At 40.1% G+C, this 14,138-nt stretch carries 23 protein-coding genes; 1 reads left to right on the forward strand and 22 read right to left on the reverse strand.

The genetic code is table 11. The annotated features are described in order from the left end of the window. Window positions 1-14: 14 nt before the first annotated feature. The 18 genes from rplR to rpsJ are packed head-to-tail and all read right to left on the reverse strand — an operon-like array spanning window position 15 to window position 8,002. Complete coding sequence (gene rplR, locus FFR60_RS15485) at window positions 15-371, reverse strand: 50S ribosomal protein L18 (RefSeq protein WP_088934195.1); 357 nt, start codon at window positions 369-371, stop codon at window positions 15-17. A gap of 52 nt (window positions 372-423) precedes the next feature. After that, window positions 424-960, reverse strand: a complete 537-nt coding sequence (rplF, locus tag FFR60_RS15490) for a 50S ribosomal protein L6 (RefSeq protein WP_088934194.1) — start codon at window positions 958-960, stop codon at window positions 424-426. A gap of 31 nt (window positions 961-991) precedes the next feature. Then, entirely contained in the window at window positions 992-1,390 is a 399-nt protein-coding gene (gene rpsH / locus FFR60_RS15495; RefSeq protein ID WP_010747206.1) for a 30S ribosomal protein S8, read from the reverse strand. Window positions 1,391-1,422: 32 nt separating this feature from the next. Next, the gene (locus tag FFR60_RS15500) at window positions 1,423-1,608 is read right to left on the reverse strand and encodes a type Z 30S ribosomal protein S14 (protein WP_028020384.1); all 186 of its coding nucleotides are present in this window, start codon (window positions 1,606-1,608) and stop codon (window positions 1,423-1,425) included. A gap of 17 nt (window positions 1,609-1,625) precedes the next feature. After that, the gene (gene rplE / locus FFR60_RS15505; protein ID WP_010742762.1) at window positions 1,626-2,165 is read right to left on the reverse strand and encodes a 50S ribosomal protein L5; all 540 of its coding nucleotides are present in this window, start codon (window positions 2,163-2,165) and stop codon (window positions 1,626-1,628) included. Window positions 2,166-2,191: 26 nt separating this feature from the next. Continuing rightward, window positions 2,192-2,503 carry a 50S ribosomal protein L24 gene (gene rplX, locus FFR60_RS15510; RefSeq protein ID WP_088934193.1) on the reverse strand — a complete coding sequence of 104 codons (312 nt, stop codon included), beginning with the start codon at window positions 2,501-2,503 and terminating at the stop codon, window positions 2,192-2,194. 35 nt (window positions 2,504-2,538) lie between these two features. After that, window positions 2,539-2,907 (reverse strand): 50S ribosomal protein L14, encoded by a 369-nt coding sequence (gene rplN / locus FFR60_RS15515; RefSeq protein ID WP_010742760.1) that lies wholly within the window; start codon window positions 2,905-2,907, stop codon window positions 2,539-2,541. A 55-nt stretch (window positions 2,908-2,962) separates the two neighbouring features. Further along, entirely contained in the window at window positions 2,963-3,229 is a 267-nt protein-coding gene (rpsQ, locus tag FFR60_RS15520) for a 30S ribosomal protein S17 (RefSeq protein ID WP_010742759.1), read from the reverse strand. Between the two features lie 21 nt (window positions 3,230-3,250). Next, a complete protein-coding gene (gene rpmC, locus FFR60_RS15525; RefSeq protein ID WP_010747210.1) occupies window positions 3,251-3,442 on the reverse strand; it encodes a 50S ribosomal protein L29 in 192 nt (63 codons plus the stop codon). Continuing rightward, entirely contained in the window at window positions 3,432-3,866 is a 435-nt protein-coding gene (gene rplP / locus FFR60_RS15530) for a 50S ribosomal protein L16 (RefSeq protein WP_010747211.1), read from the reverse strand. The genes rpmC and rplP overlap by 11 nt, the downstream gene beginning before the upstream one ends. A 2-nt stretch (window positions 3,867-3,868) precedes the next feature. Next, window positions 3,869-4,525 carry a 30S ribosomal protein S3 gene (gene rpsC, locus FFR60_RS15535; protein ID WP_088934192.1) on the reverse strand — a complete coding sequence of 219 codons (657 nt, stop codon included), beginning with the start codon at window positions 4,523-4,525 and terminating at the stop codon, window positions 3,869-3,871. Window positions 4,526-4,538: 13 nt separating this feature from the next. After that, entirely contained in the window at window positions 4,539-4,886 is a 348-nt protein-coding gene (gene rplV / locus FFR60_RS15540; protein WP_010742755.1) for a 50S ribosomal protein L22, read from the reverse strand. Between the two features lie 21 nt (window positions 4,887-4,907). Continuing rightward, complete coding sequence (rpsS, locus tag FFR60_RS15545) at window positions 4,908-5,186, reverse strand: 30S ribosomal protein S19 (RefSeq protein WP_010742754.1); 279 nt, start codon at window positions 5,184-5,186, stop codon at window positions 4,908-4,910. Between the two features lie 42 nt (window positions 5,187-5,228). Continuing rightward, a complete protein-coding gene (gene rplB / locus FFR60_RS15550) occupies window positions 5,229-6,062 on the reverse strand; it encodes a 50S ribosomal protein L2 (protein WP_088934191.1) in 834 nt (277 codons plus the stop codon). A gap of 40 nt (window positions 6,063-6,102) precedes the next feature. Next, window positions 6,103-6,390, reverse strand: a complete 288-nt coding sequence (locus FFR60_RS15555; protein ID WP_010747215.1) for a 50S ribosomal protein L23 — start codon at window positions 6,388-6,390, stop codon at window positions 6,103-6,105. Next, complete coding sequence (rplD, locus tag FFR60_RS15560; RefSeq protein ID WP_102872011.1) at window positions 6,390-7,013, reverse strand: 50S ribosomal protein L4; 624 nt, start codon at window positions 7,011-7,013, stop codon at window positions 6,390-6,392. The genes FFR60_RS15555 and rplD overlap by 1 nt, the downstream gene beginning before the upstream one ends. Before the next feature lie 27 nt (window positions 7,014-7,040). Next, window positions 7,041-7,670, reverse strand: coding sequence for a 50S ribosomal protein L3 (gene rplC, locus FFR60_RS15565; RefSeq protein ID WP_088934189.1), 630 nt, complete (start codon window positions 7,668-7,670; stop codon window positions 7,041-7,043). A 23-nt stretch (window positions 7,671-7,693) separates the two neighbouring features. After that, entirely contained in the window at window positions 7,694-8,002 is a 309-nt protein-coding gene (gene rpsJ, locus FFR60_RS15570) for a 30S ribosomal protein S10 (RefSeq protein ID WP_010756438.1), read from the reverse strand. A 919-nt stretch (window positions 8,003-8,921) separates the two neighbouring features. Here rpsJ and FFR60_RS23190 point away from each other — a divergent pair. Further along, window positions 8,922-9,137, forward strand: a complete 216-nt coding sequence (locus FFR60_RS23190; RefSeq protein ID WP_371853549.1) for a transposase — start codon at window positions 8,922-8,924, stop codon at window positions 9,135-9,137. A gap of 262 nt (window positions 9,138-9,399) precedes the next feature. Here FFR60_RS23190 and tuf read toward each other — a convergent pair whose 3' ends face one another. The 4 genes from tuf to rpsL form a co-directional block, all read right to left on the reverse strand. Next, the gene (tuf, locus tag FFR60_RS15580; protein ID WP_088935884.1) at window positions 9,400-10,587 is read right to left on the reverse strand and encodes an elongation factor Tu; all 1,188 of its coding nucleotides are present in this window, start codon (window positions 10,585-10,587) and stop codon (window positions 9,400-9,402) included. 164 nt (window positions 10,588-10,751) lie between these two features. Further along, window positions 10,752-12,836 carry an elongation factor G gene (gene fusA, locus FFR60_RS15585; protein WP_088935883.1) on the reverse strand — a complete coding sequence of 695 codons (2,085 nt, stop codon included), beginning with the start codon at window positions 12,834-12,836 and terminating at the stop codon, window positions 10,752-10,754. A 79-nt stretch (window positions 12,837-12,915) separates the two neighbouring features. Next, entirely contained in the window at window positions 12,916-13,386 is a 471-nt protein-coding gene (gene rpsG / locus FFR60_RS15590) for a 30S ribosomal protein S7 (RefSeq protein ID WP_088935882.1), read from the reverse strand. A gap of 46 nt (window positions 13,387-13,432) precedes the next feature. Next, window positions 13,433-13,846: a 30S ribosomal protein S12 gene (rpsL, locus tag FFR60_RS15595; RefSeq protein WP_010742744.1), complete on the reverse strand. Its 414-nt coding sequence runs from the start codon at window positions 13,844-13,846 to the stop codon at window positions 13,433-13,435. Window positions 13,847-14,138: the final 292 nt, after the last annotated feature.

A 14,138-nucleotide genomic window follows, 5' to 3' on the forward strand; every position in this document is an offset into this window, starting at 1 on the left:
TGTTCCTCCTTCTCCTAAAATTCTAGTCCATTTTCGCGAGCTGCTTCAGCTAAAGCTGCTACACGGCCATGGTAAAGGTATCCACCACGGTCAAAGACTACTTTCTTAATACCTTTTTCTGAAGCACGTTCTGCTACCAATTTCCCAACAGCTTGTGCTTGTTCAGTTTTGTTTCCACCTGAAATTTCTTTATCCAAGGCAGAGGCACTTGCTAGCGTCACACCCGCTACGTCATCAATTACTTGCGCGTAGATGTTTTTGTTAGAACGAAAAACGTTCAAGCGTGGGCACTCAGCAGTACCAGAGATTTTGTTACGGACACGCATGTGGCGCTTTTGGCGTGTTTTATTTTTATCTGGTTTTGTAATCACAATTGTCACCTCTTTAATTAAGCTGGCCTAAGCCGCGTGTAGGTTCGACCTACTATTTACCAGTTTTACCTTCTTTACGACGTACATATTCGCCAACATAGCGGATACCTTTGCCTTTATAAGGTTCTGGAGGACGAGTTCCGCGGATTTTCGCAGCTAATTCGCCTACTACTTCTTTATTTGATCCTTTAACAATTACTTGAGTGTTAGAAGGAACTTCGATTGTAACGCCCTCTGGAGCTACCATCTCAACTGGATGTGAATAACCAACGTTCAATACAAGTTTTGAACCTTGTAATTGTGCACGGTATCCGACCCCGATTAATTCTAATGCTTTTTGGAACCCTTCTGAAACACCAACAACCATGTTATTGAAGTTTGCACGAGTTGTTCCGTGAATTGTTTTCATTTCTTTGCTGTCATTGGGACGAGTAAATGTTACTTCATTTCCTTCGATGCTCATTTTGATATCAGAAGAAAAAGTACGAGTTAATTCACCTTTAGGTCCTTTAACAGTAATGTCGTTCCCGTTTTGAGTTACTTCAACTCCTGCAGGTAAAACGACTAATTTATTACCAATACGGCTCACTTAAAGACACCTCCTCATGGATTGTTTGATCTTACCAAACGTAAGCTAGCACTTCGCCGCCGACGTTTTTACCTCTAGCTTCTTTATCAGTTACTAAACCTTCAGAAGTAGAGATGATTGCAATACCTAAACCATTTAATACTTTCGGCACTTCGTCAGCTTTGACGTAAGCACGTAAGCCAGGTTTAGAAATACGTTTTAAGTTCGTGATAACACGTTCGTCATTTTTACCGTATTTAAGGAAAACACGGATCATGCCTTGTTTGTCATCTTCGATATATTCAACATCACGTACGAAACCTTCACGTTTAAGGATTTCTGCGATGTCACGTTTGATTTTTGAAGCAGGTACTTCTACTGAATCGTGTTTTACCATGTTGGCATTACGAATACGAGTTAGAAAATCTGCAATTGGATCTGTCATGACCATTGAACTGTTTACCTCCTTTATGCGAGTTTATTTTACCAGCTAGCTTTCTTCACGCCGGGAATTTGACCTTTGTAGGCAAGTTCGCGGAAGCAAATACGGCAAAGATGAAATTTACGATAAACTGAATGTGGACGTCCGCAACGTTCGCAACGAGTGTACTCTTGCGTTGAATGTTTTGCAGGGCGTTTGTTTTTAGCAATCATTGATTTTTTAGCCAATTTTTTCGCCTCCTTGATTATTTTTGGAATGGCATTCCAAGTTGTGTTAATAATTCGCGAGATTCTTCGTCTGTTTTAGCAGTTGTAACAACAACGATATCCATACCACGGACTTTATCAACTAAATCATAATCTACTTCAGGGAAGATCAATTGTTCTTTAACACCTAAAGTAAAGTTACCACGGCCATCAAAGGATTTTTTGCTTACTCCGTGGAAGTCACGTACACGGGGAAGTGATACAGACACTAATTTGTCTAAGAATTCATACATTCTTTCTCCACGTAGTGTTACTTTCGCACCGATAGGCATTCCTTCACGTAAACGGAAACCAGCGATTGATTTTTTAGCTTTTGTGATGATTGGTTTTTGACCAGAAATCAATGCTAATTCTTCAACAGCTTTGTCTAAGTTTTTTGCGTTTGATACCGCATCACCAACACCCATGTTGATGACAATTTTCTCAACTTTAGGAACTTCCATAACTGAATCATAGTTAAATTTTTCCATCAAAGATGGTGTAATTTCACTTACAAATTTTTCTTTTAGGCGGTTCATCTATAAGATCCTCCTTCCTTGTTTAATTATTTATCTAGAGCTTCGCCGGTTTTTTTAGAAACGCGGACTTTCTTGCCGTCAACCACTTTATAGCCAACGCGTGTCGCTTCTCCATTTGAAGGATCGATCACCATAACATTAGAAGCATGAATTGGTGCTTCTACCTCAACGATTCCGCCTTGAGGGGCTTCTTGAGAGGCTTTTTTATGTTTTTTTACGACATTGACGCCTTCAACAACGACTTTATCTTGTTTAGGAAGGGCTTCTAATACTACGCCTTCTTTATTTCTGTCTTTACCAGAGATAACTTTTACTTTATCGCCTTTTTTAACGAACATTACTGTTGCGCACCTCCTTTGGTTGAATCTTTCGATTATAATACTTCCGGTGCCAATGAAACGATCTTCATGAAGTTGCCTTCGCGTAGTTCACGAGCGACAGGTCCGAAGATACGTGTTCCTCTTGGGCTCTTGTCATCACGAATGATAACAGCTGCATTTTCATCAAATTTGATATAAGAACCGTCAGTACGACGAGCGCCTGATTTAGTTCGAACGATAACGGCTTTAACAACGTCACCTTTTTTGACAACACCACCTGGCGTTGCTTGTTTAACCGTAGCAACAATCACATCACCGATATTTGCAGTTTTGCGACCAGATCCGCCAAGAACTTTAATAGTTAAAATTTCACGAGCGCCTGAGTTGTCCGCAATTTTTAAACGACTTTCTGCTTGGATCACTTGTGTATCCTCCTTTCAGATTTAAGAAACATCTATATAGGAAAATCTCGTGTGATTAGATAATCACTGCTTTTTCAACGATTTCAACCAGACGGAAACGTTTGGTAGCTGATAATGGACGAGTTTCCATGATTTTCACGATATCGCCAATTTTTGCTTCATTGTTTTCATCGTGAGCTTTGTATTTTTTAGAATATTTCATGCGTTTACCGTAGATTGGGTGGTTCTTTTTGGTTTCAACGACAACAGTGATCGTCTTGTCCATTTTGTCAGATACCACACGTCCTTGATAAACTTTACGTTGATTTCTTTCTTCAGTCATACTGGAAATGGCCTCCTTCCACTATTTGTCAGCTTGTTCACGCAACACAGTTTTGATGCGTGCAATCGATTTACGTACTTCTTTAATACGTGCAGTGTTTTCTAATTGACCTGTTGCTAATTGGAATCTAAGATTGAACAATTCTTCTTTTAATTGTTTTTCTTGATCTAGCATTTCGGCAGTGGTTAATTCTCTGATTTCTTTAACCTTCATTCGATTCACCACCCATTTCCTCACGTTTTACGATCTTAGTCTTCATTGGTAATTTGTGAGAAGCAAGACGTAATGCTTCACGAGCAACTTCTTCAGGAACGCCGGCGATTTCAAACATGATCTTACCGCGTTTAACTGGTGAAACCCATCCTTCAGGAGCACCTTTACCAGATCCCATACGTACGCCGATAGCTTTGGCTGTATAAGATTTGTGAGGGAAAATTTTAATCCATACTTTCCCACCACGTTTCATGTAACGAGTCATTGCAATACGGGCAGCTTCAATTTGGCGGTTAGTGATCCAATGTGAATCAACAGCTTGTAAGCCGTATTCTCCAAATGCGATTTCTTTACCACCTTTAGCTTCCCCACGCATTTTACCGCGGAATTCACGACGGTGTTTTACACGTTTAGGTACTAACATGATTATTTCCCTCCTTTCTTAGTGTTTTTCTTTGTAGGAAGAATTTCTCCACGATAAATCCACACTTTAACTCCTAGTTTTCCGTATGTTGTATCTGCTTCTTCCCATGCGTAGTCGATGTCAGCACGCAATGTATGAAGAGGAACTGTACCTTCAGAGTATCCTTCTGAACGAGCGATGTCCGCACCATTCAAACGACCAGATACTTGAGTTTTGATTCCTTTAGCGCCAGAACGCATAGTGCGTTGGATCGCTTGTTTTTGTGCACGACGGAAGGCAACACGATTTTCTAATTGACGTGCAATTCCTTCACCGACTAATTTTGCATCTAAATCTGGTTTTTTGATTTCAACGATGTTGATGTGAACTCGTTTACCAGTTAATTTATTTAATTCTTTTCTTAGGCTCTCAACTTCAGATCCGCCTTTACCGATAACCATACCAGGTTTAGCTGTGTGAATTGAAATATTTACACGGTTTGCAGCGCGTTCGATTTCAACAGTTGACACAGCGGCATCAGCAAGTTTAGTTGCGATGAACTTACGGATTCTCAAATCTTCGTGTAGAAACTCAGCATACTCTTTTTCGGCATACCATTTAGCATCCCACTCGCGGATGATGCCTACACGCATTCCAATAGGATTTACTTTTTGTCCCACTGATTATCCCTCCTTATTTTTCTGATACCACTACGGTAATATGACTTGTACGTTTGTTAATTGGTGAAGCTGAACCTTTTGCACGTGGACGGAAACGTTTCATTGTTGGTCCTTCGTTAACAAATGCTTCAGAAACTACCAAATTTTCAACATCTAAGTCAAAGTTGTTCTCTGCGTTAGCAACTGCTGACATCATAACTTTTTCAATGATTCCTGCAGATTTGTTTGGTGTGAATTTCAAGATTGAAATTGCTTCTGCTACGCTTTTTCCTCTAATAAGATCGATTACTAAACGTGCTTTACGAGGAGAAGTGCGAACTGTTTTCGCAGTTGCCTTAGCTGATGTAATTTGTTCTGCCATGTTAATATCCTCCCCTCAAAATTAACGTCTTGTTTTCTTATCGTCGGCGGCATGTCCACGATAAGTTCTTGATGGTGCAAATTCACCTAATTTATGTCCTACCATGTCTTCTTGGATGTAAACTGGCACATGTTTGCGTCCGTCATAAACAGCAATTGTAAATCCTACAAAACTAGGGAAAATTGTTGAACGACGAGACCAAGTTTTAATAACTTTTTTCTTTTCAACACCTTGTTGCGCTTCAACCTTTTTCATCAAATGATCATCGACGAAAGGTCCTTTTTTCAAACTACGACCCATGGTGTACCTCCTCTCAAAATATGCGACACATAGTCAATGGTTCTATTTAGTCTTACGACGACGTACGATAAGCTTGTCTGATGCAGCTTTCTTATTACGAGTTTTGTAACCCAATGCAGGTTGTCCCCAAGGAGATACTGGAGCTTTACGTCCGACTGGCGCTTTACCTTCACCACCACCGTGTGGGTGATCGTTAGGGTTCATTACGCTACCACGTACAGTTGGGCGTTTACGCATCCAACGAGAACGACCAGCTTTACCGATGTTGATCAATTCGTGTTGTTCGTTACCAACAGAACCAATTGTTGCACGGCAAGTAGCTAAGATCATACGAACTTCGCCAGAGTTTAAACGTACTAATACATATTTTCCTTCTTTACCAAGTACTTGAGCACTTGTACCAGCTGAACGGATCAATTGTCCCCCTTTACCAGGTTTCATTTCAATGTTGTGGATTACAGTACCGACTGGAATATTTTCTAGTGGTAAAGCATTTCCGATTTTGATATCTGCATCTGTTCCAGAAACGATTGTCATGCCAACTTCTAAGCCTTTAGGGGCTAAAATGTAAGCTTTCACTCCGTCTGTATAATGAACTAATGCAATGTTTGCTGAGCGGTTTGGATCGTATTCGATCGTTTGAACTGTAGCAACCACGTTATCTTTGTTACGTTTAAAATCGATAACACGGTATTGACGTTTATGTCCGCCACCTTGATGACGTACAGTGATGCGACCGTTGTTGTTACGACCGGCGTTGTTTTTCAATGGTTGTAATAACGTCTTTTCAGGCGTTGAAGTAGTGATTTCAGCGAAATCAGAACTTGTCATATTACGACGACCATTTGAGGTAGGTTTGTACTTTTTAATCGCCACGTCTAGTTTCCCTCCTAATTTACTAGTGATTTTCTAACGCTTATTCAGCGTCGAAAAGTTGGATTTCTTTTGAATCTTCAGTTAAAGTCACAACAGCTTTGCGACGTTTTTTTGTGAAGCCTTGATATTTACCCATACGTTTTGCTTTTGGTTTAGCATTCATAATGTTTACGTTTTTTACTTTAACGTCGAAAGCAGCTTCAACCGCTTGTTTCACTAAAGTTTTGTTTGCGCGAGTGTCAACTTCGAAAGTATATTTCTTTTCATCCATGTCTAACATAGATTTTTCAGTGATCACTGGGCGTTTAATTACGTCTAGTAAGTTCATTATGCAAGCACCTCCTCAATTTGAGTAAGAGCAGTTTGCGTTGCTAAGATTTTGTCATTAGCGACTACATCTAATACAGTAACATTGTCTGAAGTAGTAACAGTTACGTTTGCTAAGTTACGAGCAGCAAGGCCTGCAACTTCGTTTTCTGTTTCCAAAACAACCAATACTTTAGAATCAATTGACAAGCTAGTTAAAACTTGTTTGAATTCTTTTGTTTTAGGTGCGTCAAAGCTTAAAGCATCAACAGCAACTAAGTTATTTTCAGCAACTTTTTCTGATAAAACAGATTTGATTGCTAAGCGACGAACTTTTTTAGGAAGTTTGTAGCTGTATGAACGTGGTGTTGGTCCAAATACAACGCCACCTCCACGCCATTGTGGTGAACGGATAGAACCTTGACGAGCACGACCAGTTCCTTTTTGACGCCATGGCTTGCGGCCACCGCCACGAACTGCGCTACGATTTTTCACAGCGTGTGTTCCTTGTCTCAATGAAGCGCGTTGCATAACGATTGCATCGTAAACAACACTTTCATTTGGTTCGATTCCGAAGATTTCTTCATTTAAAGTGATGTCTCCGTTTTGAGTTCCATCTTGTTTGAATAATGCTACAGTTGGCATTCCTTAGTTCCTCCTTCCTCTAACTAATTATTTAGCTTTCACAGCTGATTTGATAGTGATTAAAGATTTTTTAGCTCCAGGAACATTTCCTTTTACTAAGATAACGTTGCGGTCAGCGTCAACACGAACAATTTCAAGATTTTGAATTGTCACGCGGTTGCCACCCATACGGCCAGCTAAACGTTTATTTTTAAATACACGGTTTGGTGCAACAGGACCCATAGATCCAGGACGACGGTGATAGCGAGAACCGTGAGCCATTGGGCCGCGGCTTTGTCCGTAACGTTTGATAACGCCTTGGAATCCTTTACCTTTAGTCGTTCCGGTAACATCAATGATGTCTCCAGCTTGGAAAGTATCAACTTTCACTTCTTTACCTACTTCATAGTCTCCTAGCTCAACATCTTTGAATTCTCTAATGAAGCGCTTAGGAGCCGTGTTTGCTTTTGCAACATGACCTTTCGCAGGTTTGTTAGACAAAACTTCACGCATATCTTGGTAACCTAATTGAACTGCTTCGTAGCCATCGTTTTCCATTGTTTTAACTTGTAACACAACGTTTGGAGTAGCTTCGATAACAGTTACTGGAATAAGTTCCCCAGATTCAGTGAAGATTTGAGTCATTCCCACTTTTTTCCCTAAGATTCCTTTGGTCATGATTACACCTCCATCTTCTTTAATTATAGTTTGATTTCGATATTCACACCTGATGGTAAGTCAAGCTTCATTAAAGCATCAACTGTCTTCGGTGTTGGGTTCACAATGTCAATCAGACGTTTGTGAGTACGCATTTCGAATTGTTCGCGTGAATCTTTGTATTTATGAGTCGCACGGATTACAGTGTAAAGACTGCGTTCAGTTGGTAATGGAATTGGACCAGACACGCTAGCTCCAGTTCTTTTTGCAGTTTCCACGATTTTATCCGCTGATTGATCTAAAATACCATGTTCATACGCTTTTAAACGGATACGAATTTTTTGTTTTGCCATCTTGTTCCCTCCTTCGCCTATTTTAAAAGTAGACATAGCTCCACGAAAATCTCCGTCACGCTCGTTCGTGGCAAAGCGTCCGGGCGTGTCGCAACCTCTCGTTTCAAAGCCGGCGGATTCATTCATGAACCCCCCAGTGACATTTACACTTCTGCAAACAGCACCTTTATGATTATATTACACAGGGTCAATGATTGCAAGGTTTTTCTAAGCTTTTTTTGGTTTTCCCTTTTTCTTTCTGAAAACTCAAAAACTTTCGATACGTTTCCTTCTATTAATATAGAAAAAGCATGTTCTTCTTTGGTTACTATCGGGAACTTCTCAGATATAGATTGTTACCGATTGTTTTTACGATTTTCAAGATTTTTAGTTTATATTCCACTTAGCTAAAATTACTTCTATATTAAATAGTTAGGACAAAAAAACTAAAATGGAGGTGCACATCCATTAAACCTTCTTCTGAAACAATCCCTCTCGTCTCGAACGTTTAATGATAGTAAGGCGACGTGTACTCAAGGCTCTTTTAATGGCGTCCACTCTAGTCCTTAAATGATTTCCTTCTTTTTGTTAAACCAAATGTCACTTCGCGCACGGATTAAAAATTATGATAACTTTCCAAGAGGTGAATCTGTCACCTATTTCCAGGATGAGATTTCATGGAAATAAACATACTAGAAGTGAATTTGAAATTTTGTGCTAGATTAGATATCCATGCCAAAATAGCCGTTGCTTGTGGTCTCTCTGGCTCTTTAGATCCTTTAAGAACGAAAAAGAAGATTCGTACCTTTGGAACACGTACTTTCTAGTTACGTTTACTTGGTGAGTAGTTAACGGAAAGAAAAGTTGAAAAAATTCTAACGGAAACCTTACAAACAATTCCAGAAGTGAAAAAAGAGCGTTAGAAATTATCTCGGCTAAAATTAACCCCAACTTGGAACAATTCGCTAATGCCAAACAACTGACCTCATGGGCAGGACTTTGCCCAGCAAGTTATAACAGTGGCGGTGTCCGAAAATCTGTACATATCTCAGCTGGAAATAAGTACCTAAAAACCATACTTTATCAATACGGCGGAAATACGGGACGCTTAAGTAACATAATATTTCCAGAGTTTTATGCTCGCACCTCTAGTTGAAAAAAAGAGATAATCGTATGTGCTCACAAGATACTAAGAATGGTTTATAAATCCCTTTCAGAACAACCAAATCGGGTAAACAAAAAAATCCTCACCAGATGCAGCGAACATCTAGTAAGGAAAAATAAAAAAAATCTTCGTCCTTATTATAGTATAGGTAAGGACTTTTTTGCATTTTTCTATTGTTTATTTCATTAAAAAAGAGCCATTGGAAATCCAATGACTCTTTACGTCCGAGCATAAAATTATCTTGTAAAGTTGATTAAGCTTTGATTGTAGTTACAACGCCTGAACCAACAGTACGTCCACCTTCACGAATAGAGAAACGAGTTCCATCTTCGATAGCGATTGGGTGGATTAATTCAACTTCCATAGTTACGTTATCACCAGGCATTACCATTTCAGTACCTTCTGGTAGATCAACTACACCAGTTACGTCAGTTGTACGGAAGTAGAACTGAGGGCGGTAGTTAGTGAAGAATGGAGTATGACGTCCACCTTCTTCTTTAGTTAAAACGTAAACTTCTGCAGAGAATTTTGTATGTGGAGTGATTGAAGCTGGTTTAGCCAATACTTGTCCACGTTGGATGTCTTCACGCGCAACACCACGTAATAACGCACCGATGTTATCGCCTGCTTCAGCGTAATCTAACAATTTACGGAACATTTCAACACCTGTTACAGTTGTTTTTGTAACATCTTCAGCAATACCGATGATTTCAACTTCGTCACCAACGCGAACTTGTCCACGTTCAACACGACCAGTTGCAACAGTACCACGACCAGTGATTGAGAATACGTCTTCGACTGGCATCATGAATGGTTTGTCAGTATCACGAACTGGTGTTGGGATGTATTCGTCAACAGCAGCCATTAATTCTAAGATTTTTTCTTCGTATGAAGCGTCGCCTTCTAAAGCTTTCAAAGCTGAACCCGCGATAACTGGAGTGTCGTCGCCTGGGAAGTCGTATTCTGACAATAGGTCACGAACTTCCATTTCAACTAATTCTAGTAATTCTTCATCATCAACCATATCCATTTTGTTTAAGAATACAACGATGTAAGGAACACCAACGTTACGAGATAACAAGATGTGTTCACGAGTTTGAGGCATAGGGCCATCAGCAGCAGAAACTACTAAGATAGCTCCGTCCATTTGAGCAGCACCAGTGATCATGTTTTTAACGTAGTCCGCGTGTCCTGGGCAGTCAACGTGAGCGTAATGACGGTTTTCAGTTTCATATTCAACGTGAGAAGTGTTGATAGTGATTCCGCGTTCGCGTTCTTCAGGTGCACCATCGATTGAAGCGTAGTCCATTGCTTGAGCTCCGCCTTGTTTAGCAAGTACAGTTGTAATTGCAGCAGTTAAAGTAGTTTTACCATGGTCAACGTGTCCGATAGTACCAATGTTAACATGGGGTTTTGAACGGTCAAATTTTTCTTTAGCCATTTAATATGTTCCTCCTAAGTAAATGAGTTTAGTTTTTTATCTGATAGGTCCGCACCACAAAAGCGATGCGAGCCCATATCATCAGTTAATTATTTTACATGAAACGTTGTTAAAAATACAGTTCTTTTGGAAAAAGCAGTCAAAAAACAATTGACTTTTAAGAATTAGTCAGCTTTGCCGCCATTTTTCTTAATAATTTCTTCTTGAACTGATTTTGGTACATCTTCATAGTGGTCAAAGACCATCATGAATGTTCCGCGTCCTTGAGTAGAAGAACGAAGTGTTGTAGCGTATCCAAACATTTCAGCCAACGGTACAATCGCATTAACGATTTGTGCGTTACCATGAGCTTCCATACCTTCAACACGTCCACGACGAGCAGTTACGTGACCCATAACATCACCTAAGTAATCTTCTGGAACAGTAATCGTAACTTTCATCATTGGTTCAAGGATTGATGGGCTAGCTTTCTTCGCTGCAGCACGTAGCGCCATAGACGCAGCTACACGGAAGGCTGTTTCATTTGAATCGACATCATGGTAAGAACCATCATAAAGCTTAGCTTTAATGTCAACTAATGGATAGCCGGCTAACACACCGTTTGCCATTGCATCTTCTAATCCTTTTTCAACTGCTGGGATGTATTCACGAGGAACCACACCACCGACAATCGCGTTTTCGAATTCGAAGCCAGCACCCTCTTCGTTTGGTGTAAATTCGATCCATACGTGACCGTATTGACCTTTACCACCAGACTGACGTACAAACTTACCTTCTGCATTTGTCGCAGAACGGAATGTTTCACGATAAGATACTTGAGGCGCACCAACGTTAGCATCTACCTTAAATTCACGACGCATACGGTCAACCAATACGTCTAAGTGAAGTTCACCCATACCAGCGATAACTGTTTCGCCAGTTTCAACGTTTGTTTCAACGCGGAATGAAGGATCTTCTTCAGCAAGTTTTTGTAAAGCAACACCCATTTTATCTTGGTCAGCTTTTGATTTAGGTTCAACAGCAACTTCGATAACTGGATCAGGGAATTCAATTGATTCCAAGATAACCGGTGATTTTTCGTCACACAGAGTATCCCCAGTTGTTGTATCTTTCAATCCAACAGCAGCGGCGATATCACCTGAATAAACTGTTTCGATCTCTTTACGCGTATTTGCGTGCATCTGTAGAATACGGCCAATACGTTCACGTTTGCCTTTAGAAGCATTCAAAACGTATGAACCTGAGTTCAAGATACCTGAGTACACACGGAAGAAAGTTAGACGACCTACAAATGGGTCAGTCATTACTTTAAACGCTAGAGATGAGAACGGAGCTGAATCATCAGCAGGACGTTCAGTTTCTTCATCAGTTTTAGGGTTAAAACCTTTGATCGCAGGTACATCAGTAGGTGCTGGAAGATAGTCAATGACTGCATCCAACATCAATTGCACACCTTTGTTTTTGAAGGCTGAACCACATAGAACTGGATAGAAATCAACAGCTAAAGTAGCATTACGGATACCCGCTTTCAATTCTTCTTCAGTGATTTCTTCACCTTCTAAGAATTTCATCATTAGGTCTTCGTCAGTATCAGCTACAGCTTCAACTAATTTTTCGCGCCATTCTTCTGCTTGTTCTTGATATTCAGCAGGGATTTCAGTTTCTTGAATTTCAGTTCCTAAATCGTTTGTATAAATTTCTGCTTTCATTTTGACTAAATCAATAATTCCAGTGAAATCATCTTCCGCACCAATTGGTAATTGGATTGGATGAGCATTTGCTTGCAAACGATCATGTAAAGTGCTTACTGAGTAAAGGAAGTCAGCACCGATTTTATCCATTTTGTTACAGAATACAATACGTGGAACGCCGTATTCTGTAGCTTGACGCCAAACAGTTTCTGTTTGTGGTTCCACACCTGATTGTGAGTCCAATACAGTAACTGCACCATCAAGTACACGTAGTGAACGTTGAACTTCGATTGTGAAGTCCACGTGTCCTGGTGTATCAATGATATTTACGCGGTGACCTTTCCATTGCGCTGTAGTAGCGGCAGAAGTGATCGTGATACCACGTTCTTGTTCTTGTTCCATCCAGTCCATTTGAGAAGCACCTTCGTGGGTTTCTCCAATTTTATGGATTTTACCAGTGTAGTATAAGACACGTTCAGTTGTTGTTGTTTTACCAGCGTCAACGTGAGCCATGATCCCGATATTACGAGTATTGTCTAGAGAAAATTCTCTTGCCATTTCTTTGTTTGCTCCTCTCTTATATTAAATTAACATGGTTTGGTCAGACATCTGTTGACCTTCGTCAGCAGAAAAAATCTTACCAACGATAATGAGCAAATGCACGGTTGGCTTCCGCCATTTTGTGTGTATCTTCGCGTTTTTTCACAGAAGCGCCAGTGTTGTTAGCAGCATCCATAAGTTCTTTCGCTAAGCGTTCTTCCATTGTATGTTCGCCGCGTAGACGAGCGAAGTTTACAACCCAACGCAAACCTAAAGTAGTACGACGTTCTGGACGTACTTCAACGGGTACTTGGTAGTTAGAACCCCCAACACGGCGGGCTTTAACTTCTAGCACAGGCATAATATTTTCCATTGCTTGTTCGAAAACTTCTAATGGATCATTTCCAGTTGATTCTTTAATTGTGCTAAAAGCATTGTATACAATATTTGAAGCAGTTCCGCGTTTTCCATCAACCATTACGCGGTTGATTAAACGAGTTACTAGCTTAGAGTTATACATAGGATCTGGCAAAACGTCGCGTTTTGCGATAGCTCCCTTACGAGTCATACGTAACTCCTCCTTTTCGAAAATATGTCTTTATCTATTCGTTTGATTAAGCTTTAGGTTTTTTAGTACCGTATTTAGAACGGCTTTGTTTACGATCGTTAACACCGGCAGTATCTAGTGCGCCACGAACGATATGGTAACGTACCCCTGGTAAGTCTTTTACACGACCACCACGTAATAGAACAACACTATGTTCTTGTAGGTTATGGCCGATACCTGGGATATAAGCTGTTACTTCGATCAAGTTTGACAAACGAACACGAGCATATTTACGTAATGCTGAGTTGGGTTTCTTAGGTGTCATAGTCCCCACACGTGTACAAACTCCACGTTTTTGTGGTGAGTTCACGTTTGTTTGAGCTTTTTTAAAGCTGTTATATCCTTTGTTCAATGCTGGTGAATTTGATTTTTCCACCTTTGATTTACGAGGTTTACGTACTAATTGATTAATTGTAGGCATTCCTTGTTTCCTCCTTCCTCGATCCGCCTTCTAGTACCACACATCCGTGTGGTTCTTTTTTGGCGATAAAAAATAATGCATCCCTGCATTCTCTATCAAGCTGTACTTCGACACAGTCAGCACGTCTCTATCGAGAGACCTGTTCACAAAGCACCTTTGATAGCATATCATGATTGATTTCCGCTGTCAACAAACTATTTGTAGTTTTTTCTTCTTTCTATTAAAGTTTGAGATTCATTTCAAATTTTTTTAAATAAGAAAAATCTTATTCAACAGATAATTTATTTCTATT

Source organism: Enterococcus hulanensis, from assembly GCF_005405485.1.
Classification (GTDB): Bacteria; Bacillota; Bacilli; order Lactobacillales; family Enterococcaceae; genus Enterococcus_A; species Enterococcus_A hulanensis.

What these genes read in the sequence shown, in the direction of transcription:
- rplV (WP_010742755.1), bottom strand. Translation starts at nt 4,886, where the DNA reads ATGGCAGAACAAATTACATCAGCTAAGGCAACTGCGAAAACAGTTCGC.
- rpsQ (WP_010742759.1), bottom strand. Translation starts at nt 3,229, where the DNA reads ATGACTGAAGAAAGAAATCAACGTAAAGTTTATCAAGGACGTGTGGTA.
- rpsL (WP_010742744.1), bottom strand. Translation starts at nt 13,846, where the DNA reads ATGCCTACAATTAATCAATTAGTACGTAAACCTCGTAAATCAAAGGTG.
- rplE (WP_010742762.1), bottom strand. Translation starts at nt 2,165, where the DNA reads ATGAACCGCCTAAAAGAAAAATTTGTAAGTGAAATTACACCATCTTTG.
- rpsS (WP_010742754.1), bottom strand. Translation starts at nt 5,186, where the DNA reads ATGGGTCGTAGTTTGAAAAAAGGACCTTTCGTCGATGATCATTTGATG.
- rplP (WP_010747211.1), bottom strand. Translation starts at nt 3,866, where the DNA reads ATGTTAGTACCTAAACGTGTAAAACACCGTCGTGAATTCCGCGGTAAA.
- fusA (WP_088935883.1), bottom strand. Translation starts at nt 12,836, where the DNA reads ATGGCAAGAGAATTTTCTCTAGACAATACTCGTAATATCGGGATCATG.
- rplC (WP_088934189.1), bottom strand. Translation starts at nt 7,670, where the DNA reads ATGACCAAAGGAATCTTAGGGAAAAAAGTGGGAATGACTCAAATCTTC.
- rpmC (WP_010747210.1), bottom strand. Translation starts at nt 3,442, where the DNA reads ATGAAGGTTAAAGAAATCAGAGAATTAACCACTGCCGAAATGCTAGAT.
- rplX (WP_088934193.1), bottom strand. Translation starts at nt 2,503, where the DNA reads ATGTTCGTTAAAAAAGGCGATAAAGTAAAAGTTATCTCTGGTAAAGAC.
- FFR60_RS15555 (WP_010747215.1), bottom strand. Translation starts at nt 6,390, where the DNA reads ATGAACTTACTAGACGTAATTAAACGCCCAGTGATCACTGAAAAATCT.
- tuf (WP_088935884.1), bottom strand. Translation starts at nt 10,587, where the DNA reads ATGGCTAAAGAAAAATTTGACCGTTCAAAACCCCATGTTAACATTGGT.
- rpsH (WP_010747206.1), bottom strand. Translation starts at nt 1,390, where the DNA reads ATGGTCATGACAGATCCAATTGCAGATTTTCTAACTCGTATTCGTAAT.
- rpsG (WP_088935882.1), bottom strand. Translation starts at nt 13,386, where the DNA reads ATGACTCGTAAGGGAGCTATCGCAAAACGCGACGTTTTGCCAGATCCT.
- rpsJ (WP_010756438.1), bottom strand. Translation starts at nt 8,002, where the DNA reads ATGGCAAAACAAAAAATTCGTATCCGTTTAAAAGCGTATGAACATGGT.
- rplD (WP_102872011.1), bottom strand. Translation starts at nt 7,013, where the DNA reads ATGCCAACTGTAGCATTATTCAAACAAGATGGAACTCAAAACGGAGAC.